We start from the raw sequence: 13,215 nt of genomic DNA, 5'->3' as shown, positions 1-13,215 counted from the left end.
ATTCGAAGATTAATAAGTATTTCCCGGCCCGCTACCGCACCAGGGCCAGGATGTCGCGAAACGCCGGATCGCGGCAATCCCCCAGCAGCTCGTAGAGGCACATCTCCACCGAGGTGAGGGCCGCGCCCCGCGCCGCCAGCTGGCCGATGGCGAGCGCCCGGTTGGCAGGATCGCGGGATGAGACTGCATCGGTCACCAAGGATACCCGGGCGCCGCTGCCGAGCAGCCCCAGCACGCTCTGGTAGACACAGATATGGGATTCGATGCCGCACACCAGCCAGTGACTGACGCCAGTTTCGGCCAGCGCCGCCGCCACCCCTGGCTCCCCTAGGGCGCCGAAGCTGAACTTGGGGAGCACAGGGCTGCCGGCCTGCAGCGGTTGCAGCTCGGGCACGGTGGCGCCGAGTTTGGGCGGGTTCTGCTCCAGCCAGACTACCGGCAGTCCCAGCGCCTGTACCCCTTGCACCAGCCTAGCCGTATTAGCGATGAGCGTTTCGCTCTCATCCACCAGCCGTGCCAGCTTGCCCTGAATGTCGATCACCAGCAGGCCGGTGTGATTGCGCTGCAGCATATTGTCTCCTTGGTAAATAGCGGATGGGAGGCATTGTCACCATGCACTCCGTTGCCTCGTACATCTTGAAACACATCTGACGCAGACGCCTGCCCTGGACGGCGTTAGGATGCGCGCCATGCAGACAGGACCGGCTCGTTCACGCCGGTATCGTTGCCGGTCATCTGGCGGTTGGACCTCTTAATAACGGCTGCCTCCGGGCCGTTATCAAGCGTCGAATATAGGGTGGTGATGTCACCCATTAGTAGTAATCACTGCATTTCATAACACAGACAAGATTTCATTAACCATAGGTATCATCATGAAGAAAATAATCCTGCTGTTGTCCGTCGCCGCTGCGCTGGCGGGTTGCTCCAGTCCCACCCAGCGCATGGCCGACTGCCAGGCCCAAGGGATCAGCAAGGACGCCTGCTATATGGCGGAGCAGAATCGCCAGACCGCCATCCTAGGCGCCGCCGAGAAACAAGCCATGGAGAACGCCAGCAAGGCGGTCAAGTAAGGCGTCAGCCGAGCTTTGTTACATGTCTAGGCCCCTCCGTCAGAGACTGAGGGGCTTTATTTTTATTGAGAGCCTGGCTTTGACTTATTAAGAAGTGTTGCCCGTTTCTTATCTCTAACCCACAGAACAGAGTTATCCGTTTTTTTCATCTCAAATAAATCAATCGCCATAAAGAGGTCACTGAGTTTTTTGAATCCATAATTTCTTTGATCAAAGGAGGCATGGTTAGATATATGACTTCCAATAGGGCTTAGCCTCGCCCAGCCACCGCCTTCCTCCACAGCTTCAATCGCTTGCCTTAGTAAATTGATAAGGCGCGTATCACTCTTGATGTTTTTGGTTTGCTTGGTTATGGGTTGATCTTCAAGAGTTTCATGAGCCTCTGTATCTAAGTAGAGAAAACGAGAGCAGCTGTTGACGAATGGCATGGAGGCTTTGCGCTCGCCAAATCCAACGACAAGCTTGCCATCCGCCAAGCAACGAGTGACTAATGGTGTAAAGTCTCAGTCTGAGGAGACCAAACAAATAACATCGACATCCTTGGTATAAAGTACATCCATGACATCAATCACCAAGGCCATGTCGGTGGTATTCTTCCCCTTGGCCAAATCAAATTGTTGTACTGGCTGGATAGCAAATTCATGCAGGGCATCTTCCCAAGGTTTAAGGCTTGGGTTTTTCCAATTGCCATATGCTTTTCGAATATTGACTACACCATGACGGGCTAGTTCTGACAGTACCTTGTCTATCTTGCTTGCTGGAGCGTTGTCGGCATCAATGAATAATGCAATTTTCTCCTTTTCTTTCACATGACCTCCTGTCATTTCGCTTTGATATAAACCGGAGTGCTCTCACCTTCGCATCACACCACCACAATAGGGTATTCGTGTCAGGAGTGGGGCAGGTAAAACCCATAACTGCGTGTCTTATCAAAGATTTTTCTGGCTTATGCCCCAGGGAAAAGGGGGGCAGGCTTCGCCACCATCCGGCTAAGCTCATCTTATTTTGTTGCTTGGCGAAGGGGAAAAGCTCTGCTATGGTGGCCTCAATTAGCCATTTGGATGGCTAGATGGTTGCGGCGAATCTGCCCGAGTGGCAAACACCGCAACCCACCACAGTTTCGATGATCATTTTGACAGGGAGTCCCCATGCAGCGCCGTTCCTTCTTCAAGCTCTCCGCCCTTGCTCTGCTCGCCAGCAGTGTCTCTTTCACCGCCCTTGCCGCCGATCCCGCCAAGCAGGAGATCATCATCGGCACCACGGTCGGGGATTTTGCCGACATGGTGACCGACTCCATCAAGCCGCAGCTGGAGGCCAAGGGTTACAAGGTCAAACTGGTGGAGTTCACCGACTACGTGACCCCCAACATCGCTCTGGCCGATGGCTCGCTCGATGTGAACTGCTTCCAGCACAAGCCGTATCTGGAGAGTTTCGCCAAGGACAGGGGCCTGTCCCTGGCCCCCATCACCCAGGTGCCGACTGGCCCCATGGGGCTCTATTCCGGCAAGCTGGCCGAGCTGAAGGCACTCAAAGAGGGGAGCACGGTCGCCATTCCGAACGATCCCACCAACCAGGCGCGAGCCCTGCTGATGCTGCAGGACTTGGGCTGGCTGACCCTGAAAGAGGGCATCAATCCCCTCAAGGCGAGCGAGTTTGACGTGGTGAAAAACCCGCACAATATCAAGCTGGTACTGTTGGAAGCGGCGCAGCTGCCACGCTCGCGCGAAGACGTGGACTTCTCCGTCATCAACGGCAACTTCGCCGCCTCCAGCGGCATCCCGTTTAGCACAGGGCTCTTCCTCGAGCGCAGCTACGACTTCATCAACTGGGTGGTGGTGAAGAGTGATGACGCGGCCAAGCCCTTCGCCAAGGACGTGATCGACGCCTACAACTCCCCCGCGTTCAAGGCCTATGCCGCCAAGCGCTTCCAGGGCTACAAGTACCCCCAGGGCTGGCAAACCAAGGGCTAAGCCCGCACGGCAGATAGTAAAACGGGCACCTCAGGGTGCCCGTTTTCTTTGAATGCTCGACGGCTGGCTGTCAGTAACTATGCAGCCACCAGCCGATGGGTCAGGCTGCCTGTTAAACAGAGCGTGCCACATCGGGACTGGGTCAGTAACGGTGCAGCCACCAACGGGCGGCCAGCAGGGCGGTCAGGCTGCCGAGCAGGGCGCTCGCCAGCACATCCAGCGGCCAGTGCATGCCGATCAGGGTGCGCGACAGGGCGATGGCGACGGCCCACACCGGCAGCAGCCAGGCGCCGCTGGGGGCGCGCGCCAGCCAGATCAGGCCGAAGAACTGGGCCAGGCTCATGGCGGCGATGCTGTGACCTGAGGGGAAGGCATAGTTCACCTCCGCCTGCCAGTGGTTGCAGAGCCACTCGGGCAGGGCCAGCAACTCGCTGGCCGCATGCACCTGTTCACCGCGCAGTTCAACGCTGCCTGCGTAGAACTGGCGGATGGCGGGGATGAGGTTCTGCCCCTCCAGCCAGAGCAGATAGGGGCGCGGCTCCTCGGTCAGCTGCTTGATAAGGCTCTTGATGACCCAATCACTCGCCAGCGTCGCGAACAGGGCCGCGACCAGCGCCAGCATGGCGGCGGGGGTGAGCGTCAGCTTGTGTCGGGTCAACAGCAGCAGGGCGGCCATGGTCAGGGCAAGGCCGGGCACGTCCACCATGCGGGTGAGGGCATAGGGCCACCACAGCCAGCCCGTTTGCAGGGCATCGTGCATGAAGGGTTGCCAGGGCAGGCAGACCAGCAACAGCAGCGGCAGGATAAGGGCGGCGCTGAATGTCAGCACCTGGCGGCGCGGCAGCGAAGAGGGGGGCGTCGGCATCATGGAGCTCGTATCGGGGCGCGCGTTGGCGGCAGTGAAAAAAGAGGCGCCATTGTGCCAGCCAAGGCTCTCGGGTCAAGCCGCAGGGGGCGTCCAACAACATGCGGTTACAAATCTGCCTGGGGCTTATCCAACCCATGCCATGTGCGCAGTGAGCATTCGTTATGTGGAAAGACCATGAACTCGGTGGTGGTCTGGTGTTCCCGGCCTGCATTCATAAGCCCACGGAGGCGAGAATAAGCATCTGAAACTCGGGGCACTTTGCGCTAGAATGGCGCCCCTGTGGCCGCCCGTGACCCTCAAGTTCATAAGAGAAACTGATGAAAATCGTCGTTGATGAAAATATGCCCCACGCCTGTGAGCTGTTTGCCGAGTTCGGCGAGGTGGTTCCCTTGCCCGGGCGACAGATCTCGGCGGCGGACCTGCAGGATGCGGACGTACTGCTGGTGCGCTCCGTGACCCGGGTGGACGCCAACCTGCTCGCCAGCTGCCCGCGGCTCGCGTTCGTCGGCACCGCCACTATCGGCACGGATCACATCGACAAGACGCTGCTGGCCACAAGGGGCATCCCCTTCTTCAGCGCCCCCGGCTGCAACAAGTACTCGGTCGGCGACTATGTGCTCTCCGCCCTCCTGGTGCTGGCGGAGCGCCATGAGCTGGCTTTGAGCGAGATGAGCCTCGCCGTCATCGGCGCCGGCAACACGGGTGAGTGCGTGGCGGGCAAGGCCGAGGCGCTCGGCATGAAGGTGCTGCGCTGCGATCCGCCGCTGGCCAGGGAACTGGGGGCCAAGGACTTCGTCGATTACCAGACGGCGCTGGGCGCCGATATCGTCAGCTTCCATGTGCCGCTCACCCGCAGCGGTTTGGACGCCACCTTCCACCTGCTGGATGCAGAGCAAATTGCCGCCCGCCCGGCGGGGCAGTTTCTTATCAACGCCTCCCGTGGCGAGGTGTGGGACAACCGGGCCCTGCTCGCCCGCCAGCAAGGCGACAAGCCCCTGCGGCTGGTGATGGACGTGTGGGAAGGGGAGCCAGATCCGCTGAAGGCGCTGGTGCCCTATACCGAGCTGGCCACCCCGCACATCGCCGGTTACAGCCTGGAGGGCAAGGCCCGCGGCACTTGGATGCTGTATCAGACGCTCTGCCAGCAGCTGGGACGCACCCCGCGCCAGGATCTGCAATCCCTGCTGCCTGCTCCGGAGGTGCGCACGCTGACGCCGGGTCAGGGCACGGATCAGGCGCTCATCAAGCAGCTGGTCCACCTTATTTATGATGTGCGCCGGGACGATGCCCGTTTTCGAAACCGCATCCACCAGGCTGGCAGCTTCGATGAGCAGCGCAAACACTACCCGGAGCGGCGCGAGCTATCCTCCTTGCAGGTAAGCGGCCCCTTCGCGAGCGACACCCTGGCCCGGCTCGGCTTTATCTGCGACGCCAGCGAGTCCCGGTAAAACACCATCAAGGGGCCTGGCAATTCGCCAGGCGCCACCATTTTTTGGCGCGGCCCATGCCGCGTCCCTTATCAGGCCGGTGCGCCTGCCCATGATGCCAAGGCGTCGGGGGCAGGGGTGACAGGCACTATCACAGGAGAGAACAGCAGTGAGTCAGCAATTCAACGTAGCGGTATTGGGCGCGAGCGGCGCCGTGGGTGAAGCCATGATCGAGATCCTGGAGGAGCGTGCCTTCCCGGTGGGCACCCTCTATCCGCTGGCTTCCAGCCGCAGCGCAGGCGACACCGTGCGCTTTGGTGGCAAGAACGTCGAGATCCTGGACGTGGAAGAGTTTGACTGGAGCCAGGTGCAGATAGCGCTCTTCTCCGCCGGGGCCGAGGTGTCCGCCAAGTGGGCACCGATCGCCGCCGAGCACGGCTGCATCGTCATCGACAACACCTCCTGCTTCCGTTACGACGAAGACGTTCCCTTGGTGATCCCGGAAGTAAACCCGGACGCCCTGGCGGATTTTCGCAACCGCAACATCATCGCCAACCCGAACTGCTCCACCATACAGATGCTGGTGGCCTTGAAGCCTTTGCACGATGAGGTGGGGATCGCCCGCATCAACGTGGCGACCTACCAGTCCGTCTCCGGCTCTGGCAAGGAAGGGGTGAGTGAGCTGGCCGGCCAGACCGCCCACCTGCTCAACGGTCGCCCGGTGGAGCCGAGCCTCTACCCGCAGCAGATTGCCTTCAACCTCATTCCGCAGATCGACAGCTTCACCGACAACGGTTACACCCGGGAAGAGATGAAGATGGTGTGGGAAACCCAGAAGATCCTGGGGGATGCCAGCATAGCCGTGAACCCCACCTGTGTGCGGGTACCTGTGTTCTACGGTCACGCCGAGGCAGTGCACGTCGAGCTGCACCAGCCGCTCGACGCCGAGCAGGTCAAGGAGCTGCTGCGAAACGCCCCGGGCGTCACCCTGTTCGATGACGACGCCGACTATCCGACCCCGGTGCGCGACGCCACCGGCAAGGACGAGGTGCTGGTTGGCCGGGTGCGCCAGGATATTTCTCACCCGAGCGGTATCAATATGTGGATCGTGGCCGATAACGTTCGTAAGGGCGCGGCGACCAACAGCGTGCAGATTGCCGAGCTGCTGGTGCGCGACTACCTCTAAGCGGTTTGAAGGCCCTGGGCGGGGAGGGATCCCCGTCCCGAGGCTGAAGTCCCACCCATTTTGTCGTCGTGTCTGAGCCTGCCGGTTCAGACACGAAGAATGTTGCATGATTTCAGTTGATTAAGTTTTTTTCTACACTCTTTCCAGCACGCTGGCACGAGATGAGCGCTAAATGTGTCGGATCGCTGGCTTGAGGCTGGCGGCTGATTTATATTGAGCCGATTGTTTTGGGGTAACTATCCAGATTTTTCAATGTGATAGGGCCGTCATACGAAGGAACGAATATGGGACATTCCCGCATAACGCTGGCAACGCTACTCGCATTGGGTCTTCTGGGCACGGTTCAGGCCGATGAGGCGGGGCGAGAGCCTTTCTTTGTCGAGCTCAAGGGGCCGGATGGCTCACCACCGCCCGTGGTGCAACCACAGCCTCAGGCCCAGCCGGTGGCCCCCGTCATCTTGCCCAAGGCGCAGCCCATCGTCCGTCAGGTTGCCACCGCGCAGGCGGGCAGTTATGGCCCAGTCCGTTCGACCGATACCCTCTGGAGCCTGGCGAGCAAGCACAGACCCTCCAATCGGGTCACCGTCTACCAGACCATGGTGGCGATCTACGACAAGAATCCCCGCAGCTTCGCCGATGGCAACATCAACCACATCCTGGTGGGTTCCCGCATCTTGCTGCCAACGGCGGCCGAGGCGGGTCGCATCACGGACGCCGAGGCCCGTCGCCGCTTCAACAGCGACAACGCCAGCTGGAAGGGGCTGAGTCCCAAGTACCTCGCCAGCAAGCATGCCGAGCCCGCCAAACCAGTTCCGGCCAAGGCTGCACCGGCCCCGGCCAAGCCGGCGGTCGCCAAGGCGGCGCCCATTCCGACGGCGGCCCCCGCCGTCAGCTCGCCGCAGCCGACGAGCGAGGTCGGCGCCGTAGCCAAGGCCGCCGAGCCGGTGCCAAGCCAGGCAACGGCCACCAGCGCCGCCGTGGTGAGTGCCCCTGCGCCCCTGCCGGCGGACGTGGCCGCTCCGGTCGGCAAGCCCTCCACCGAGATGGCGCTGGCGCTGGAAGATGCCAATGCCCAGCTCGGTCAGGTCACAGAGATGAACCACAGGCTCAAGCTGCGCCTGCAATCCTTGACCGAAGAGGTGGAAACCCTCAAGGCTCAACTGCAGGATCAGACCGCGCTGCAAAAAGAGGTAGCCGAGCTCAAAGCGCAGCCTGTGCCCCCCGTGGTGGCCCCGGCGCCCAAGCAGAACTGGCTGATGGACTTGCTCTCCTCGCCGCTCAACCTCGCCATGATCATATTGCTGCCGGTCTTGCTGGTATTGGCGCTGGTGACGCTCTGGTTGCGTGCCCGTGCCCGCCGTGAGCTGGAAGAGCAGGAGAAGAGCCTCTCCGAATCCACCGCCATGGTGATGGGAGACGATAACAGCGAATTCGATCAGCTGATGACGGTCGGGATCGCCGACGACGAGCCCATGCACCCCATGCCGGATCCCAACGGCCAGGACAAGTACGCCGCCGTGGATGATGGCAGGGCGCCGGGCAAAGAGTCGAACGACGTCATCTTCAGCGATGATGGTGAGCTGGCGCTCTCTGCATTCGATGTGGAGCCCGCGGTGGCCACGGCCAACCGGGATCCGGATCTGGTACCCGAACTCGACCTGGCCCACGAGGGCGATTTCGAGATGCCGTCCGAGCCTGAGCTCGACCTGTCCGGCGAGTTCGATGCGCCCAAGCGTCCTGGCGACGAGATCATGAGCGAAGAGGAGCTGCAGGCCGCCCTGTTCGCCGAGCTGGACGCGGATCTCGATGCGGACTTGGCGCAGCAAGCCGCGACGCCCAGCCGTCGCCGCGACGATGAGCTAGCCAACTTCGATCTGAGCGATTTTGAGTCTGCCTTCGATGAGCCCGTCGCCGACAAGGCGCCGGCGGCGAAGAGTGACGCGGCCGGTTACGGCAAGAGCGATGTGGACGACATGCTGGCCGAGCTTGGTCTGGAGCCCACGCAGGCCAAGGGTGCGGCTCAGCAGAACAGCTGGGATCCCAACGAACTGGCCCTCGCCGATTTTGAGGATGCCTTCACCGAGGTGGACTCCCATCCGGGCGATGTGAAGCCGCGGGAGCAGGCTCAGGCGAACGACTATGTCGAGATAGACAAGCTCCTGGCCGAGGCCAATGCCAGCAACGCCGAGCAGGAGCCGTATCAGGGCTTCTCCCTGGACGTGGGACTGGATGGCTTCCCCGAGGTGCTGCCGGAGTCCACCGGCTTTGACGTGGATGCAGACGACGGCGGCGTGGGGGCCAAGCTGGATCTGGCCCGTGCTTACCTCGAGATCGACGACAAGGAGAGTGCCCGCGAGCTGCTGCAAGAGGCTGCGGCCCAGGGCAGCGAACACCAACGCGCCGAGGCAGAGAAGCTGCTCAAGCGCCTGGGATAAGGCGGTTGTGACGATGAAAGAGGGCAGCCCACGGGCTGCCCTCTTCGTTATGACGCTGGCTGCCGGGTCACCGAGATCCCGCAGGCTTGGGACTTTTTAGCCCAAGCGGGTATAATCCGCCCCGTTTCTTTCATCCTTTCCCCATAAGACAAGTTTCATCCATGCGAATTGCCCTAGGTATTGAATATGACGGCAGCCGGTACTTCGGCTGGCAGCGTCAGCGAGAAGTGATCAGCGTTCAGGAAGAGCTGGAGAAGGCCATCAGCCGTATCGCCAACCACCCTGTGTCCATCCAGTGTGCCGGTCGCACCGATGCCGGGGTCCACGCCACCGGTCAGGTGATCCACTTCGATACCGAGTCCAATCGCGCCGAGTCCGCCTGGACCCTGGGGCTCAACTCCAACCTGCCGCCGGACATAGGCGTGCGCTGGGTCAAGGAGGTGGGGGATGATTTCCACGCCCGCTTCAGCGCCACCGCCCGTCGCTACCGCTACGTCATCTACAACCACAACTATCGCCCGGCGATCCTTGGCAGCGGCGTCAGCCACTACCACGAGACGATCGATGCGGCGCTGATGCATCAGGCCGGCCAGAGCCTCATCGGGGAGCATGACTTCAGCACCTTCCGGGCCATCGCTTGCCAGTCCAACACCCCCTGGCGCAACGTGACGCATCTTTGCGCCAGTCGCTCCGGCCCCTATATCGTGCTCGACATCAAGGCCAACGCCTTCTTGCACCACATGGTGCGCAACATCACCGGCTCCCTGCTGCTGGTGGGGCAGGGGCTCCAACCGGTGGAGTGGATTGCCGAGGTGCTGGCCCAGAAGGATCGCAATCTGGCTGGGCCGACCGCCAAGGCGGGTGGCCTCTATCTGGTGGATGTGGATTACCCGGCAGAGTTCGGCCTGCCCCAGTTGCCGCTCGGCCCGCTCTGGCTGCCGGACTCGGCACCGGGTACGACCAGTTTTTAGTAACTGGCCCCGAAAATTTGTGGTTTAATGACCCGTTATTTATTGCCATCGAGCCCTTAAGTCATTGAACAACCAAGGCCCGATGCGTTTTGTCAGGCACAAAAGCATTAAGGAATTCCATGAGCTGGCTTGAGAAGATCCTTCCCAAGAGCAAGATCACTACACCGCGTCGTCACAACATCCCGGAAGGGGTGTGGACCAAGTGTACCGCTTGCGAACAGGTACTCTACCGGGCAGAACTGGAGCGCAATCTCGAAGTGTGCCCCAAGTGTGATCATCATATGCGGATCAGTGCCCGCGCCCGTCTCGAGAGCTTCCTCGACGCCCAGGGCCGCAGCGAGGTTGCTGCCGAGCTGGAGCCGCAGGACATCTTGAAATTCAAGGATTCCAAGCGCTACAAGGATCGTTTGTCTGCCGCTCAGAAAGAGACGGGAGAAAAAGATGCGCTGGTGGTGATGAAGGGGACCCTCAAGGGGGTACCGGTCGTCGCCTGTTCATTCGAGTTCTCCTTCATCGGGGGCTCCATGTCCTCCGTGGTCGGTGCCCGCTTCGTGCGCGCCGTCGAGGAGAGCATCAAGGAAGGCCGCGGCCTGGTCTGCTTCTCCACCTCAGGTGGGGCGCGCATGCAGGAAGCCTTGTTCTCCCTGATGCAGATGGCCAAGACCAGTGCGGCGCTGGACAGGCTGACCAAGGCCGGTCTGCCCTTCATCTCCGTGCTGACCGATCCCACCATGGGCGGCGTCTCCGCGAGCCTGGCCATGCTGGGTGATATCAACGTGGGCGAGCCCAAGGCGTTGATCGGCTTCGCCGGCCCGCGGGTCATCGAGCAGACGGTGCGCGAGAAATTGCCGGAAGGCTTCCAGCGCTCCGAGTTCTTGCTGGAGAAAGGTGCCATCGATCTCATCATCGATCGGCGCGAGATGCGTGATCGTCTGGCGGGCCTGCTGGCCAAGCTGATGAACACGCAAGTCATCGAAGAGTGAATCCAAGCGTAAAATGAGTTCACAGATGCAATCTTCCCAAAGCCGGTCGCTGTGCGACTGGCTTTCTTATTTGGAGCAGATCCACCCGGTCAATATCGACATGGGGCTGGATCGCGTTGGCGCCGTCGCGCGCCGCATGGGGCTCACCGAACTGCCGTTCAAGGTGATCACGGTCGCGGGCACCAACGGCAAGGGCTCGTCCTGCGCCATGGCCGCCAGCATACTGATGGCCGCGGGTCACAAGGTGGGGGTCTACTCCTCGCCGCACCTGCTGCGCTTCACCGAGAGGGTGCGTATCGATGGGGATGAGCTGCCTGATAGCGCGCACTGCGAGGCGTTCGCCGCGGTGGAAGCTGCCCGCGCCGAGATAGCGCTCACCTTCTTCGAGTTCGCGACCCTGGCGGGCTTGTGGCTGTTCCGGCGTGCCGCGCCGGATGTACTGCTGCTGGAAGTGGGACTGGGAGGTCGCCTCGATGCCACCAATGTGGTGGAGTCCGATGTGGCCATGATCACCTCCATCGCCCTGGATCATTGCGACTGGCTCGGGGATACCCGGGAAGCGGTGGCGGTGGAAAAAGCTGGCGTCTATCGCAAAGACAAACCCGCCATCAGCGGCGAGCCAAACCCGCCCGTCACCATCGCGAGCGAAGCGCAGCGCCTCGGTGCCAGCCTGCGTCAGGTCGGGGTGGATTTCTATGGCGATGAGCGGGGCGAAGACTGGGATTACCATGGCCAGCACCACTGGCTCGGCTTGCCCAAGCCCGCCCTGCCGCTGATGAACGCGGTAACCGTGTTGGCGGCGCTGGAGTCCCTGGGGTTGCCGCTGCCGGAGACGGCCATTCGCGAAGGCTTGGCCAATGCCCGCCTGGCGGGGCGCATGCAGCGACTGCAAAGCTCCCCTCTGGTCATCGTCGATGTGGCCCACAATCCGCACTCGGCGGCCTATCTTGCCAGCCAGCTGCGCCAGATCCCCTGTAAGGGACAGCGCCGCGCCGTGGTGGGCATGCTCAAAGACAAGGACATGGCGGGTTCGTTGGCGGAGCTCAAGGGCCTTATCGACGGCTGGCATCTCGCGAGCCTGCACGGCCCGCGCGCGGCCACCTCGGCCCAGCTGGCCGCGGCCCTACTGGTTGCAACGCCGGACGAACAGGGTCAGGCCATGCAGTTTGAATCGGTAACCGAGGCTTATCAGGCTGCGCTGGCCGCATCGAGTCCTGATGATATGGTCATTGTGTTCGGCTCGTTTTACACTGTCGCCGAGGTGCTGGCTGCGAGCGCCTGATTGTCTCGTCGCGAGTCTGGACTCTAGGAACAAGATGCCTCGTCAGGCCATATGGGTAGCTATTCATCTGGTCTTGACGCTATAAGGCAGTCGTTATCCCTGGTGTCTGCAAAAATGGCAGTGAGTTCTAAGTAACATGGGTGGAAAATAACTTGGCTTCGAAGTTTCAAAACAGATTGGTGGGGACCGTCATCCTGGTCGCCCTGGTGGTCATCTTCCTGCCGGATCTGATGGACGGCAACAAGCTGGAGCAAAAGGACGAGGCGTTTGCCAACATCCCGCTGCGCCCTGAGCTCGAGCCCACCAAGCCGGCGCTGCAGGTCTCGGCCGCCAGCACCTTGCCGGCGGATCACGTCGCCAGCCAGCAGCAGGCTGCCGCGGCCCAGCAGTGGCAGGTTGAGGAGATCGGCGGCACGGTAACGCTGGCGAACAACGGGCAGCAGCCCGCGACCCAGCCGGTGCAGCAACCGGCCACTCAGCCCGTGACCCAACCGGTCACTCAACCGGTCACACAGCCTCAGCCAAAGCCTGAGGTGATTGCCAAGAAACCGGTCGAGCCGCCCAAGCCAAAACCTGTGCCTCCCAAGCCGGTCGAGGTGAAGAAACCGGTGGAAGCCAAGTCGCAGGCGGGCCAGATCAAGTCCATGGACGATCTCATCGCGAGCAAGATGACGACCCCGACCACGCCAGCCCCTGCCGCGGCGCCGCCGGCTCAGGGCAGCTGGATCTTGCAGCTCGGCGCCTTCAAGAACGCAGACAGTGTCAATGCCCTGGTGAGCAAGCTGCGGGCGGCGGGCTACTCGGCCCAGACTTCACCCCGCACTCCGGTGCAAGGGCAGATCACCCGGGTCTTCGTCGGGCCGGATGTCTCCAAGGCCAAGCTGCAGGGCATGCAGAGCAAGATCAGCCAGATGACAGGGCTCGGTGGCTCTGTGGTGGCGTACAACCCCTGATGCGGGTTTGATTCACGCTGGATAAAAAATACCGCGCCTCATTTCACTGATGGGCGCGGTATTTTTTTGC

General features: G+C 61.5%; 13 protein-coding genes. 9 read left to right on the top strand and 4 right to left on the bottom strand.

Translation table 11 applies throughout. The features are described from left to right. Positions 1-31: 31 nt before the first annotated feature. Positions 32-571 carry an isochorismatase family protein gene (locus CUC44_RS06235; RefSeq protein ID WP_100859106.1) on the bottom strand — a complete coding sequence of 180 codons (540 nt, stop codon included), beginning with the start codon at positions 569-571 and terminating at the stop codon, positions 32-34. Positions 572-872: 301 nt separating this feature from the next. Here CUC44_RS06235 and CUC44_RS06230 point away from each other — a divergent pair, with 301 nt between their 5' ends. Then, positions 873-1,070, top strand: a complete 198-nt coding sequence (locus CUC44_RS06230; RefSeq protein WP_100859105.1) for a lipoprotein — start codon at positions 873-875, stop codon at positions 1,068-1,070. A 62-nt stretch (positions 1,071-1,132) separates the two neighbouring features. Here the strand turns inward: CUC44_RS06230 and CUC44_RS21240 are convergent, their stop codons facing one another. Continuing rightward, positions 1,133-1,498, bottom strand: coding sequence for an OST-HTH/LOTUS domain-containing protein (locus CUC44_RS21240; RefSeq protein WP_244166720.1), 366 nt, complete (start codon positions 1,496-1,498; stop codon positions 1,133-1,135). A gap of 75 nt (positions 1,499-1,573) precedes the next feature. After that, on the bottom strand, positions 1,574-1,879 hold the full coding sequence (locus CUC44_RS21235) for an NYN domain-containing protein (RefSeq protein ID WP_244166719.1): 306 nt from the start codon (positions 1,877-1,879) through the stop codon (positions 1,574-1,576). 339 nt (positions 1,880-2,218) lie between these two features. Between CUC44_RS21235 and CUC44_RS06220 the strand changes: the two genes are divergently transcribed. Beyond that, the gene (locus CUC44_RS06220; RefSeq protein WP_100859104.1) at positions 2,219-3,040 is read left to right on the top strand and encodes a MetQ/NlpA family ABC transporter substrate-binding protein; all 822 of its coding nucleotides are present in this window, start codon (positions 2,219-2,221) and stop codon (positions 3,038-3,040) included. A gap of 142 nt (positions 3,041-3,182) precedes the next feature. Here the strand turns inward: CUC44_RS06220 and CUC44_RS06215 are convergent, their stop codons facing one another. Beyond that, positions 3,183-3,905 carry a phosphatase PAP2 family protein gene (locus CUC44_RS06215; protein WP_100859103.1) on the bottom strand — a complete coding sequence of 241 codons (723 nt, stop codon included), beginning with the start codon at positions 3,903-3,905 and terminating at the stop codon, positions 3,183-3,185. 320 nt (positions 3,906-4,225) lie between these two features. Here CUC44_RS06215 and CUC44_RS06210 point away from each other — a divergent pair, with 320 nt between their 5' ends. From CUC44_RS06210 to CUC44_RS06180, 7 genes are all read left to right on the top strand, one after another. Beyond that, positions 4,226-5,356 (top strand): 4-phosphoerythronate dehydrogenase, encoded by a 1,131-nt coding sequence (locus CUC44_RS06210; RefSeq protein ID WP_100859102.1) that lies wholly within the window; start codon positions 4,226-4,228, stop codon positions 5,354-5,356. Positions 5,357-5,504: 148 nt separating this feature from the next. Beyond that, on the top strand, positions 5,505-6,521 hold the full coding sequence (locus CUC44_RS06205; protein WP_100859101.1) for an aspartate-semialdehyde dehydrogenase: 1,017 nt from the start codon (positions 5,505-5,507) through the stop codon (positions 6,519-6,521). 284 nt (positions 6,522-6,805) lie between these two features. Further along, positions 6,806-8,956 (top strand): FimV/HubP family polar landmark protein, encoded by a 2,151-nt coding sequence (locus CUC44_RS06200; protein ID WP_100859100.1) that lies wholly within the window; start codon positions 6,806-6,808, stop codon positions 8,954-8,956. 161 nt (positions 8,957-9,117) lie between these two features. Next, the gene (truA, locus tag CUC44_RS06195; protein ID WP_100859099.1) at positions 9,118-9,927 is read left to right on the top strand and encodes a tRNA pseudouridine(38-40) synthase TruA; all 810 of its coding nucleotides are present in this window, start codon (positions 9,118-9,120) and stop codon (positions 9,925-9,927) included. A gap of 119 nt (positions 9,928-10,046) precedes the next feature. Beyond that, positions 10,047-10,910, top strand: a complete 864-nt coding sequence (gene accD / locus CUC44_RS06190; RefSeq protein WP_100859098.1) for an acetyl-CoA carboxylase, carboxyltransferase subunit beta — start codon at positions 10,047-10,049, stop codon at positions 10,908-10,910. A gap of 13 nt (positions 10,911-10,923) precedes the next feature. Continuing rightward, the gene (folC, locus tag CUC44_RS06185; RefSeq protein WP_167388798.1) at positions 10,924-12,192 is read left to right on the top strand and encodes a bifunctional tetrahydrofolate synthase/dihydrofolate synthase; all 1,269 of its coding nucleotides are present in this window, start codon (positions 10,924-10,926) and stop codon (positions 12,190-12,192) included. A gap of 152 nt (positions 12,193-12,344) precedes the next feature. Further along, entirely contained in the window at positions 12,345-13,145 is an 801-nt protein-coding gene (locus CUC44_RS06180) for an SPOR domain-containing protein (protein ID WP_100859096.1), read from the top strand. Positions 13,146-13,215: the final 70 nt, after the last annotated feature.

The sequence above is a fragment of the Aeromonas lusitana genome (assembly GCF_002812985.1).
In the GTDB taxonomy this organism is placed as follows: domain Bacteria; phylum Pseudomonadota; class Gammaproteobacteria; order Enterobacterales; family Aeromonadaceae; genus Aeromonas; species Aeromonas lusitana.
Note: the sequence above shows the minus strand (reverse complement) of the source record. Positions and strands in the feature narration are given on the sequence as shown.

Bases quoted from the DNA above. Each gene is read 5' to 3' on its own strand.
- folC (WP_167388798.1), top strand. From the start codon at position 10,924: ATGAGTTCACAGATGCAATCTTCCCAAAGCCGGTCGCTGTGCGACTGG.
- CUC44_RS06235 (WP_100859106.1), bottom strand. From the start codon at position 571: ATGCTGCAGCGCAATCACACCGGCCTGCTGGTGATCGACATTCAGGGC.
- CUC44_RS06220 (WP_100859104.1), top strand. From the start codon at position 2,219: ATGCAGCGCCGTTCCTTCTTCAAGCTCTCCGCCCTTGCTCTGCTCGCC.
- CUC44_RS06200 (WP_100859100.1), top strand. From the start codon at position 6,806: ATGGGACATTCCCGCATAACGCTGGCAACGCTACTCGCATTGGGTCTT.
- CUC44_RS21240 (WP_244166720.1), bottom strand. From the start codon at position 1,498: ATGCCATTCGTCAACAGCTGCTCTCGTTTTCTCTACTTAGATACAGAG.
- CUC44_RS06210 (WP_100859102.1), top strand. From the start codon at position 4,226: ATGAAAATCGTCGTTGATGAAAATATGCCCCACGCCTGTGAGCTGTTT.
- truA (WP_100859099.1), top strand. From the start codon at position 9,118: ATGCGAATTGCCCTAGGTATTGAATATGACGGCAGCCGGTACTTCGGC.
- CUC44_RS06215 (WP_100859103.1), bottom strand. From the start codon at position 3,905: ATGCCGACGCCCCCCTCTTCGCTGCCGCGCCGCCAGGTGCTGACATTC.
- accD (WP_100859098.1), top strand. From the start codon at position 10,047: ATGAGCTGGCTTGAGAAGATCCTTCCCAAGAGCAAGATCACTACACCG.
- CUC44_RS06230 (WP_100859105.1), top strand. From the start codon at position 873: ATGAAGAAAATAATCCTGCTGTTGTCCGTCGCCGCTGCGCTGGCGGGT.